This window comes from Amycolatopsis thermalba (genome assembly GCF_003385215.1).
Taxonomy (GTDB): domain Bacteria; phylum Actinomycetota; class Actinomycetes; order Mycobacteriales; family Pseudonocardiaceae; genus Amycolatopsis_E; species Amycolatopsis_E thermalba.
The window spans coordinates 69,641-78,949 of the sequence record NZ_PQHW01000001.1 but is presented as its reverse complement, the minus strand read 5'-3'; the positions used below and the strand labels follow the sequence as shown (position 1 = coordinate 78,949).

Below are 9,309 nucleotides of genomic sequence, written 5' to 3'. Positions count from 1 at the left end.
TGTCCCGGGCCCAGGTTGTCGTCATCCCTGCCTCCGTAGTTCCTGCAATCGTTGCAAAAGTGGGCTCACGGTAGCAGGCGCGCGGAGTTCTTGCAACGGATGCAGGAACGCGTAGGGTGTCCGGCATGGCCACCGGCGACGTCAAGGCACGGGATCCGCGGAAGCAGCGCACGATCGACGCCCTCCTCAAGGCCGCCGAACAGGTCTTCGCCCGCCGCCCGGTCGAGGAGGTGACGGTCGAGGAGATCGCCGAGCGCGCCGGGGTCGCGGTCGGCTCGATCTACAACAACTTCGGTTCGAAGGCCGGCCTGCACGCCGCGGTGGTCGACCGGGCGCTGGACGTGGACCGCGAGTACATGGACCGCGCCTACACGCCGGACCGCTCGCCGGTCGAGCAGCTGGAGGCCGCCGCCGAGCAGTACCTGCGGTTCTACCTGGAGCAGCCGGAGTTCTTCCGGATGCTGGCCTTCCCCGCGCCGCTGGGCAACTACGACGCCGCCGCCGAGACCGCCGCGCGGCTGGCGCGCCGGGTGGACGAGCAGAACGCGCGCATGATCGACGCGATCGAACGGGGCATCGCCGACGGCACGATCCGCCCGCTGGACGCGCGCAAGGCGGCGAAGGTCCTGTGGTCGAGCTGGAACGGCGTGATCAGCCTGGCCTGGCGCCCGGACAAGCTGCGCGAGGACGAACGCGGACTGGCCGGCCTGCTGGCGCTGGCGGCGGACCTGGTCGGCTGGGGCCTGCGGCGGCCCTAGGCGTCGCGGTGGTAGGCGGCGCGCTCGGCGGGTGGCCGGGCCGCGGAAGCGGCCGTGCAGCCCCCTTTTTCCGCGCCCGGCAGCGTGCTGAGAAGACTCCCTAGGTGTCGCGGTAGAGGTCCAGGCGCTCGGGCAGCTGCCGGAAGCCGGCCGAGCGGTAGGTGGCCACCGCGGCGACGTTGGTGCTCGGGGTGGAGACCAGCGCGCTCGACGAGCCCAGTTCGCGGAGTGCGGCCGCCGCGGCGAGGGTGATCGCCCGGCCGTGGCCGTGCCGCCGGTGGCCGGGGTGCACGCCCACCGGCTCCAGCAACCCGCGCCTGCCCGGGCCGGCCGACCAGACCGCCACCGCCGCCACCGCCGTGCCCCGGTCGTAGGCGAGCAGGCAGCGGGCGTCGGCGAACGGGGCGCCCGCCGCCATCGCGTGCCAGCGCTGCTCGGTGAACGTCGAGCCGTCGAAGGACGCGCGCAGCACGGCGCTCCACGCGGGAGCCTGCTCCGGCCCGGTCACCTCGATCCGCAGGCCCGGGTCCGCCACCGGCTCGGTCAGGTCGCGGACCAGCGGCGTCCACGCCTCGCCGGCGCGCCAGCCGTCCTCGGCGAGCAGGTCCCGGACCAGCGCGCCGGGAGGGGCTTCCAGGAACACCTTGCCCGGCGGCAGGACACCACGCGCCGGGTCGGCGAGGTCGCCGGCCAGCTGCCGGGCCAGCTCCTCGTCCCGGAGCGCGCCCGGTGCGACCGCCAGCCGCAGCAGATCGGGTCCGTCCAGCAGCCCGGCGGTGACGATCCGCCCGTCCCGGCACCAGGTCCGGACCGCCGCGGCCGTGGCCTCCGCGCCGGAGCGCCAGAACCAGCCGACGTCGCCCGGATGCAGCTGCACCGGCGCGTCGTCGCGCTGCCACTCCCGCAGTGCGGCCACGGCCCCGGCCAGGTCGCCGGCGGCTGGTTCGATCGTCATACCGCCGATCACACACCACCGGGGAGGGTGAGGGCACCCGGTTTTCGGCCGGTCGTGGCTAGGCTGCGGCGCATGGACCTCTTCGCCGGGATCCCGGTCAGCGATTACGCCGCCGCGCGCGAGTGGTACGAGCGGCTGCTGGGACCGATCACCTTCGAGCCGAACGACGTCGAGGCGGTGTGGGAGCTGGCCGAGCACCGCTACGTCTACATCGAGCACCGGCCCGGGCACGCGGGCCACGCGCAGCACACGATCTTCGTCGACGACCTGGACGCGGTGGTCGCCGGAATCGCCGAACGCGGGCTGGAACCGGCCCAGCGCGAGATCTACGACAACGGCGTCCGCAAGATCACCTTCCGCGACCCCGACGGCAACGAGATCGGCTTCGGCGGCGCTCCCGTGGCGTGAGCACCGCCGGGATCTAGAGCATCCCGTGGGCGCGGAACAGCCGGTCGTGGATCTCGCGGATCGTGGCCTGCTTGCGGGCGTTGTAGTCCATCACGGTGCCGCCGCCGGGGATCGCGGCCAGCTTCGCCTCCTGGTAGCGCACGCGGTCGCCGGGATGGGCGCGCAGCCAGTCGCGGAAGAGGCGGTGCCGGATGGTCTCCGGGCAGTCCGGCCCGAACACGTGCAGGTTCACCCGCGGCTCGGCCAGGGTCAGGCAGCGGTGCTCGTGGAAGGACGGCTCCCGGATCGTCAGCACGTACCCCCGCCGCTCCAGCGCGGGCACGTAGGCGTCCTCCGCGCGCGGGTCGGCGACGGTGAGGTCGATGTCGATGACGTCCTTCGCGGCCAGCCCGGGCACCGAGGTCGAGCCGACGTGCTCCAGATCCAGGACGGCCGCCCCGAGCGCCGCGCGGATTCCCGATGCCAGTTCCCGGTAGCGGCGCGGCCAGGCCGGGTCGTAGGGCACGATCCGCACGGTCACCGGCGCGGGCGGGCGGTGCACCCACGGGTTCTCGTCCGGATCGAGGTCGTGGTGGCGGGTGATCCCCGCGAACGTGGCCACCACCCCGAAGCCAGCAGCGCTGGACCCGCCCTTCCAGCGCGTCATCGCCGCGCCGAAAGTGTCCTCTGTGGACTTCGCGCCGAGCGGACCGCCAGGTACGCCAGCAACCCGAACGGCGACAGCAGGATCGTCAGCACCAGGATCGGCGCCAGGAACGCGTGACGCACGTCCCGCTCCCGTGCGTCGAAGTACATCCAGCGGCCGATGAACAGGTCGAAGGCGATCAGGTGCGCCCAGATCGCCGCCGCGCCCTCGGGGGTGCCCAGGAACGCCCGCAGCGTCTCCAGGTCCGGGCGGCTCACCACCGCCCACAGCGTGCCGAAGTCGCCGATCGCGAACACGGTGTAGATCGCCAGGGGCGGCAGGACGATCCACGGCGAGGCGATGACCCGCCGCGTCCCGGACCATCCCGGCGCGAGGATCATCAGCGCCCAGAACGGCGCGGCCAGGTAGAAGGTGATCTGGAACAGGCTCGTCGTGCTCACGAGACCCCCGCTTCCACGCGGTCGCGCGAGGCGGCCAGCGCCCAGGACGCGCCCGCCGCGCCGCCGAGGACCAGCCCGGCCAGCGCCAGCGACGTCCAGGCGTCGGGGCGGATCAGCGGCTGCCCGCGCAATGCCTGCCAGGTCACCAGCGCCACCACGCCGGCGTAGCCGAACCCGGCCACCGCCACCAGCCGCGCCCGCACGAGGCCGGACTCCAGGCGCGCGAACCGCCGGGCCAGCACGGTCAGCAGGAGCGCGAACAGCGGCAGCACCTGCAGCGCGTGCATGCCCACGAAGTGCGGGATCCGCAGGTCGCCGCCGGTCGTGCTCCACCCGGTGAGCGGCATGCCCGGCCCGCCGTCGGCCACGCCCACGCTGTGCGCGCCGATGAGACCTTCGAACGTGCCGTCCCGCAGCGACCGCGACTGCTCCTCGGTCGGTCCGACCATCAGCGCGCCGAGCCCGATCCCGGCCAGCGACACGACCGCGCCGAGCCGGATGGCCCACCGCGCCGCCGGATCGGCGATCTCCGTGCGCAGCAGCAGGATCGTGAGCACGAGCGTGCCCGTCCACAGCGCCGCGATCGACACGCCCATGATCGCGAACAGGGCGGCGTCGAACGCGGTCGCGGCGTTGAAGTGGCTCGCCCGGCCGCGAACCACCTGCAGCACGATGATCGCGTACTCGACCACCACGATCACCGCGATCGCGGTGGACACCCCGGCGGCCAGGCGCTGTCCCCGGCGCAGCAGCGTGAGCAACCACGCCCAGGTCACGCAGTACACCGCGATCGAGATCGCGAACTTGAGCGGCTTGAGCCAGATCGGCGCGCCGAGCAGGACCCGGTCGTCGAGCGCCAGGCCGGCGAGCGACACCACGGTCATGCCGGCCATGAGCCCGGCGGTCCACATCATCGGGCGGTGCCAGGCCGGGACCCGGCCGAGCAGGGTTGTCATGGTTTCTCCTCCCAGTCGGATAGGGCAACTATCCAATACGGGAAGCTACGCTATCCATCCTGAGAGAGTCCACAGGAAAACCGGTCAGGGCAGGAGCGCCTCGCCGAGTTCGCGCCAGCGCGGCCGCGCGGTCGAGCCCGGCGGGATGCCGATGACCTGCACGGCGACGTGATCCGCGCCCGCCGCCACGTGCCGGCGAAGCTTCTCGGCGATGGTCGCGGTGTCGCCCCAGAACACCAGGTCGTCGACGATCCGGTCGCTGCCGCCACCGGCGAGGTCGTCCTCGGTGTAGCCCAGCCGCCGGAACTTGGCGACGTTGTACGGCGTGGTCAGGTAGGTGTGCAGGTGCTCCCGCGCGACCGCCCGGGCCTTCGCCGGGTCGGTCTCGAACAGCACCGCGTGCTCGACGGCGAGGAACGCGTCCGGGCCGAGGATCCCGCGTGCCTGGGCGGTGTGCTCGACGTTGACGTGGTAGGTCTGCGCGCCCGCGGCCCGGTCCCGCGCGAGTTCGAGCATCTTCGGCCCGTAGGCGGCCAGGATGCGGCGGATCGGAGCCGCGGACTCCCGCGCGTCCAGCTCGTCGAGGTAGGTGCGCAGGGCGGCCAGCGGTTTCACGCCCGGGTGGGGCGTGCCGCCGAAGCCGAGGCCGAGGACGTGCCGGCCGGGGTAGGCGTCGGCCAGCAGGGCGGCCGCGCCGTGTGCCGAGGCCGCCGGGTGCGACCAGATCTGCGCGATGCCGTTGACGACGCGCAGCCGCTCGGTGGCCGCGAGGAGGACGGCGGCCTGCGTGAACGCCTCGCGTCCGCCGATCTCGGGGAACCAGAAGGCGCGCCAGCCCTGCTCCTCCAGTTCCCGGACCGACTCCCGCATCAGTGCCGCCGGCTGGTGCTCGAAGTCGAACGTGTAGATCCCGAACGTGCCCAGGTCATCCATGTATCGAAGTATCGCAGATTCTCGATATGAGCGCGTGCGTGGGCCTCCCGTCCAGGGGAGCGGGGGGCGTCAGAGGGTCTGGCCGAGCACCGCGACCAGCTCGGCGATGCGTTGCTCGTCGCGCTTGTAGTGGGTCCACTTGCCGACGCGGGTGGCGCGCACGAGGCCGGCGCGCTGCAGCTCGGCCAGGTACGCCGACACCGTGGACTGGGCGAGCCCCGCCTTGGCCTGGATGTGGCTCACGCACACCCCGACCTCGGCCGGATCGGCGATCGCCTGGTCCATCGGGAAGTGCCGCTCGGGTTCGCGCAGCCAGGACAGCAGCTGCAGGCGCACCGGATTGGACAGCGCCCGCAGCGCGCGGACGACGTCGGGGTCCGGGGTGACCGCGGCTTCCGTCATGGCGTCCAGGTTATCCGGCGCGACCGTCATCCCGGGCCGCCGGGATGGGCGAGGTCGTAGGCGCGGGAGAGCTTCCGGGGGACCACCATCCGCCACGCGTCCACGACGAGCTCGCGGGCCCGGGCCGGGTCCAGCGCGGCGAGCTCGGCGCGAACCCAGTTGAACCGCATGTCCGGCGCCGACGGCAGCCGGAACTTGTGCGGCTCGCCGGCGACGAGCGCGGCGCGCTCCTCCTTGGGGAACGCGAACTCCATCACCGTTTCGTCGGGGGAGAACGTGACGTAGACGATCTGCCGGACCCGGAACTTCAACCGGCCGCGCACGTACACCGGATACGAGCGCTCGAGCTCCGAGCCCAGCGCGCGAACATCGTCGAGCACCGCCATCCGCACCTCCGCACCCGGTCGCGAGCCGCCCCGTCACCAGTGTGCCGTCCATCCGCGGGCCGGAACTACCCCGGTGCAGGCGGGTTGCGGCGCGCCTTGATGCGCGCGTGCGGCAGCTCCGGCGCCGGCAGCCGGGACACCGCTCCCCGGTAGCCCTCGACCCGGCCGAACTGCTCCGACCCCGCCTGCCAGGCCGCCCGGTAGGCGGCGATCTCCTCGTGGCTGCGGCCCACGAAGTTCCACCACATCACGATCTCCTCGGCGAACGGGGCGCCGCCGAGCAGGAGGACCCGCGCCGGGCCGCTGCCGTCGTTGACCAGCTCCAGCTCACCCGCGCCGGGCGCGAGGCAGGCGAGGTCGCCGTTGCTCAGCTTCCTGCCCGCGACGGTGACCCCGCCGAGGTCCTGCAGCACGCCGTGCTCGAAGGCCGGGTCGACGTCCAGCACGACGCGCGCGCCGGGGCCGAGCGTGAGTTCGGCGCCGAGCAGGGGAGTGAATGACGGGACCGGCGAGGTGCTGCCGGCGAGGCTGCCCAGGAAGACCCGCACGGCCGCGCCGGGCAGCTCGGCCACCGGCGGCGCGTGGTGGTGGAAGTCCCGCGCGGTGTGCCGGTGCTCGTCCGGCAGCGCGATCCACAGCTGGACACCGTGCAGCGTCGTGGTGTCCGGTGTGGACACCTCCGAGTGCGCGATGCCGTGCCCGCCGGTCATCAGGTTCAGCTCGCCGGGCCGGACCAGCGCGTGCGTGCCGAGGCTGTCGCGATGCTCGATCTGGCCGCTGAACAGCCAGCTCGCGGTCTGCAACCCGGTGTGCGGGTGTGGCGCGACGTCCATGCCGCCGCCCGCGGCGACGTCCTCCGGGCCGTAGTGGTCGGCGAAGCACCACGCGCCGATCAGCGACCGCTGCCGCTGCGGCAGTGTCCGGCGGACCCGCATCGCGCGTGGCCCGCCCAGCGGGACATCGCGCGGCGTCAGGACGGTCACGGTGCGCGCCGCGGCGGGCCGGTCCCCGCACACCAGCTCGGCGGGGTCCGCCTCGACATTGCTCATGGCCTCATCGTGCCACCCGCGCGGTTCAGCGCGTGTCGGCGCGGGGACGGCCCGCCGAGAGCGGGAACAGGCCGAGCACGATCATCCCGACGCCCAGGCCCAGGTGCAGCCAGTTGTCGGCGTCGTTGACCGGCACGAAGTTGGCCGCCGAGCCGTGGTCGATGAGCAGGCCGTAGAGCCACAGCACGAGGTAGACGAGCCCGCCGCCGATGAGGAAGGCGCGGGCGCCGCGCGCGGTGCGGGCCAGCACCAGCCCGGCGACGCCGAACAGCAGGTGCACCAGGTTGTGCAGCACCGACACGGCGAACACGCCGAGCAGCATCGCGCCCGAGTGGTGGCCGGCGAAGGTGAGCTGGTCGTAGTTCGTGGTGAGCCCCGGGATGAACCCGGCGATGCCGACCAGCAGGAACACCACGGCGACGACCGCGGCGAGGATCTGGGTGACGGTGCGGGCGGTGCCCGCGGCGGTGGGGGTGTGCGACATGGTCCTGCCTCCCGGAAGTCGGTTCACCGGGGTGGCTTCCCGGCCGCCGGCGGCCTAACCGTCGGCGAGCGCACGCGGGCCGCTGGTGACCGTGCTCAGCGCGGCCGCGGCTCCGGTCCGGGACGGCGCGGATCCGGCCGGCACGGCAGGCGCCGCCGATGTCCGGGCAGCCCCGGCCGGTGGCCGAGAATGGACGGTCTCAGGTGGACTCCGGCTCGCCGAGGGCGGTCAGGCGGGCGGCCAGGAAGCGGCGGTCGGCGGGGTTCGCGGCCAGGTCGTGCGCCCGCCGGTAGGCCGTGGCGGCCTCGGTGGCGCGGCCGAGCCGGCGCAGCAGGTCCGCGCGGGCGGCGTGGAACAGGTGGTAGCGGTCCAGGCCGTCGATCCGCTCCAGCAGCGCCAGCCCGGCCGCGGGCCCGTCGGTCATCGCGACGGCGACCGCGTGGTTGAGCGCCACCACCGGCGACGGCGCGACCCGCAGCAGTTCGGCGTAGAGCGCGGCGATCCGCGGCCAGTCGGTCTCGCCGGCCGAGCGCGCCTGCGCGTGCAGCGCCGCGATCGCCGCCTGCAGCTGGTACGGGCCGGGCGTGCCGTGTCGCAGCGCGCGGTCCAGCACCCCGACGGCCTCCGCGATCGCGGCCCGGTCCCAGCGGCCGCGGTCCTGGTCGGCCAGCAGGACCACCTCGCCGGTGGGGGAGTGCCGCGCGGCGGCCCGCGAGTCGTGCAGCAGGAGCAGCGCGACCAGCCCGAGTGCTTCCGGCTCGTCCGGCATGAGGGCGGCGATCAGCTTGGCGAGGCGGATCGCCTCGGCGCGCAGCGTGCCCGCCTCCGCGGGCGCGGCCGTGTAGCCCTGCGTGAAGATCAGGTACACCACCGCCAGCACCCCGGACAGCCGCTCCGGCAGCAGGTGGTCGGCCGGCACGGCGAAGCTGATCCCGGCGTCGCGGATCTTGCGCTTGGCCCGCACCAGCCGCTGCGCCAGCGTCGCCTCCGGCACCAGGAACACGCGCGCGATCTCCGCCGCGGTCAGCCCGGCCACGGCCTGCAGCGTGAGCGCGACGCGGGCCTCGGGCGCCAGTGCCGGGTGGCAGCAGGTGAAGATCAGGCTCAGCCGCTCGTCACCGATGGCGAGCAGGCGTTCCGCGCCGGGCTCGCTCATCGCGGGCCACCCGGCGCCGGCCCGCTCCTCCTTCTCCCGGCCCGCCCGCTCCCGCCGCAGCCGGTCGATGGCCCGGTTCCGGGCGGTGGTGAGCAGCCACGCGACCGGATCGCCGGGCACCGTCTCCCGCCACGCGCGCAACGCCAGCGCGCACGCGTCCTGCAGCGCGTCCTCGGCCAGCTCGAAATCGCCGAGCACCCGGACCAGCGCGGCCAGCATCCGTGCGCGGTGCTCGCGGTAGACGCGCCCGACCGCCTCAGCCGGCACCGGAGGGCGCGGGGCTGTGGCCGACACCGGGCACGTGCGCCAGCGGCCGGACCTCGATGGTGCCGCTCTCGGCGAACGGGCACAGCGCGGCCAGCTCCAGCGCCTCGTCGAGGTCCCGGCAGTCCAGCACGTAGTAGCCGCCCAGGTGCTCGTGCGTCTCCACGAACGGCCCGTCGGTGATCAGCGTCCGCCCCTCGCGCACGGCCACCGTCGTCGCGGTGTGCACGTCCTGCACCGGGTCGCCGGCGACCAGCACGCCACGCCGCCGCAGCTCGTCGGCGAACGCCGTCACCCGGGCCAGGGCTTCGGCGAAGCCCGGATCCGGCGGTTGCGGCCGCTCGCAGTTGTAGATCATCAGCAGGTAGCGCATCCGTCCTCCCCGTCGTCCTCATCCGAAGATGACGAACGGGATGCCCCTGACTCGACAGCCCGCCGGGAGATTCTCGCCCGGACGCGCGGGAAAAGCACG

The 9,309-nt window shown here is 73.8% G+C and carries 13 protein-coding genes; 2 read left to right on the top strand and 11 right to left on the bottom strand.

The window, feature by feature from the left end; genetic code table 11:
* Positions 1 to 125 precede the first annotated feature (125 nt).
* Positions 126 to 758, top strand: coding sequence for a TetR/AcrR family transcriptional regulator (locus tag D0D15_RS00390; protein ID WP_094002767.1), 633 nt, complete (start codon positions 126 to 128; stop codon positions 756 to 758).
* A gap of 100 nt (positions 759 to 858) precedes the next feature.
* Here D0D15_RS00390 and D0D15_RS00385 read toward each other — a convergent pair whose 3' ends face one another.
* Positions 859 to 1,713, bottom strand: a complete 855-nt coding sequence (locus D0D15_RS00385; RefSeq protein ID WP_094002768.1) for a GNAT family N-acetyltransferase — start codon at positions 1,711 to 1,713, stop codon at positions 859 to 861.
* A gap of 72 nt (positions 1,714 to 1,785) precedes the next feature.
* On the opposite strand from D0D15_RS00385, the gene D0D15_RS00380 reads away from it, so the two are divergent.
* On the top strand, positions 1,786 to 2,121 hold the full coding sequence (locus D0D15_RS00380) for a VOC family protein (protein ID WP_094002769.1): 336 nt from the start codon (positions 1,786 to 1,788) through the stop codon (positions 2,119 to 2,121).
* Between the two features lie 13 nt (positions 2,122 to 2,134).
* Here the strand turns inward: D0D15_RS00380 and D0D15_RS00375 are convergent, their stop codons facing one another.
* The 10 genes from D0D15_RS00375 to D0D15_RS00330 form a co-directional block, all read right to left on the bottom strand.
* Entirely contained in the window at positions 2,135 to 2,767 is a 633-nt protein-coding gene (locus D0D15_RS00375) for a GrpB family protein (protein ID WP_233156989.1), read from the bottom strand.
* The gene (locus D0D15_RS00370) at positions 2,764 to 3,207 is read right to left on the bottom strand and encodes an ABA4-like family protein (protein ID WP_094002770.1); all 444 of its coding nucleotides are present in this window, start codon (positions 3,205 to 3,207) and stop codon (positions 2,764 to 2,766) included. Before D0D15_RS00370 ends, D0D15_RS00375 begins: the two co-directional genes overlap by 4 nt.
* The gene (locus tag D0D15_RS00365) at positions 3,204 to 4,163 is read right to left on the bottom strand and encodes a hypothetical protein (RefSeq protein ID WP_115944132.1); all 960 of its coding nucleotides are present in this window, start codon (positions 4,161 to 4,163) and stop codon (positions 3,204 to 3,206) included. The genes D0D15_RS00370 and D0D15_RS00365 overlap by 4 nt, the downstream gene beginning before the upstream one ends.
* Positions 4,164 to 4,247: 84 nt before the next feature.
* Entirely contained in the window at positions 4,248 to 5,096 is an 849-nt protein-coding gene (locus D0D15_RS00360; protein ID WP_094002772.1) for a TIGR03620 family F420-dependent LLM class oxidoreductase, read from the bottom strand.
* Positions 5,097 to 5,165: 69 nt separating this feature from the next.
* Entirely contained in the window at positions 5,166 to 5,498 is a 333-nt protein-coding gene (locus tag D0D15_RS00355; protein ID WP_094002773.1) for an ArsR/SmtB family transcription factor, read from the bottom strand.
* A gap of 26 nt (positions 5,499 to 5,524) precedes the next feature.
* Positions 5,525 to 5,884, bottom strand: a complete 360-nt coding sequence (locus D0D15_RS00350) for an MmcQ/YjbR family DNA-binding protein (RefSeq protein WP_115944131.1) — start codon at positions 5,882 to 5,884, stop codon at positions 5,525 to 5,527.
* A gap of 65 nt (positions 5,885 to 5,949) precedes the next feature.
* Positions 5,950 to 6,933 (bottom strand): pirin family protein, encoded by a 984-nt coding sequence (locus D0D15_RS00345; RefSeq protein WP_094002775.1) that lies wholly within the window; start codon positions 6,931 to 6,933, stop codon positions 5,950 to 5,952.
* 25 nt (positions 6,934 to 6,958) lie between these two features.
* The gene (locus tag D0D15_RS00340; RefSeq protein WP_094002776.1) at positions 6,959 to 7,417 is read right to left on the bottom strand and encodes a DUF4383 domain-containing protein; all 459 of its coding nucleotides are present in this window, start codon (positions 7,415 to 7,417) and stop codon (positions 6,959 to 6,961) included.
* Positions 7,418 to 7,616: 199 nt separating this feature from the next.
* On the bottom strand, positions 7,617 to 8,792 hold the full coding sequence (locus D0D15_RS00335) for an RNA polymerase sigma factor (RefSeq protein WP_233157001.1): 1,176 nt from the start codon (positions 8,790 to 8,792) through the stop codon (positions 7,617 to 7,619).
* A 37-nt stretch (positions 8,793 to 8,829) separates the two neighbouring features.
* Positions 8,830 to 9,210, bottom strand: coding sequence for a YciI family protein (locus D0D15_RS00330; RefSeq protein ID WP_094002778.1), 381 nt, complete (start codon positions 9,208 to 9,210; stop codon positions 8,830 to 8,832).
* Between the last annotated feature and the right edge of the window lie 99 nt (positions 9,211 to 9,309).

Bases quoted from the DNA above. Each gene is read 5' to 3' on its own strand.
- D0D15_RS00390 (WP_094002767.1), top strand. From the start codon at position 126: ATGGCCACCGGCGACGTCAAGGCACGGGATCCGCGGAAGCAGCGCACG.
- D0D15_RS00385 (WP_094002768.1), bottom strand. From the start codon at position 1,713: ATGACGATCGAACCAGCCGCCGGCGACCTGGCCGGGGCCGTGGCCGCA.
- D0D15_RS00380 (WP_094002769.1), top strand. From the start codon at position 1,786: ATGGACCTCTTCGCCGGGATCCCGGTCAGCGATTACGCCGCCGCGCGC.
- D0D15_RS00375 (WP_233156989.1), bottom strand. From the start codon at position 2,767: ATGACGCGCTGGAAGGGCGGGTCCAGCGCTGCTGGCTTCGGGGTGGTG.
- D0D15_RS00365 (WP_115944132.1), bottom strand. From the start codon at position 4,163: ATGACAACCCTGCTCGGCCGGGTCCCGGCCTGGCACCGCCCGATGATG.
- D0D15_RS00360 (WP_094002772.1), bottom strand. From the start codon at position 5,096: ATGGATGACCTGGGCACGTTCGGGATCTACACGTTCGACTTCGAGCAC.
- D0D15_RS00355 (WP_094002773.1), bottom strand. From the start codon at position 5,498: ATGACGGAAGCCGCGGTCACCCCGGACCCCGACGTCGTCCGCGCGCTG.
- D0D15_RS00350 (WP_115944131.1), bottom strand. From the start codon at position 5,884: ATGGCGGTGCTCGACGATGTTCGCGCGCTGGGCTCGGAGCTCGAGCGC.
- D0D15_RS00345 (WP_094002775.1), bottom strand. From the start codon at position 6,933: ATGAGCAATGTCGAGGCGGACCCCGCCGAGCTGGTGTGCGGGGACCGG.
- D0D15_RS00340 (WP_094002776.1), bottom strand. From the start codon at position 7,417: ATGTCGCACACCCCCACCGCCGCGGGCACCGCCCGCACCGTCACCCAG.
- D0D15_RS00335 (WP_233157001.1), bottom strand. From the start codon at position 8,792: ATGCTGGCCGCGCTGGTCCGGGTGCTCGGCGATTTCGAGCTGGCCGAG.
- D0D15_RS00330 (WP_094002778.1), bottom strand. From the start codon at position 9,210: ATGCGCTACCTGCTGATGATCTACAACTGCGAGCGGCCGCAACCGCCG.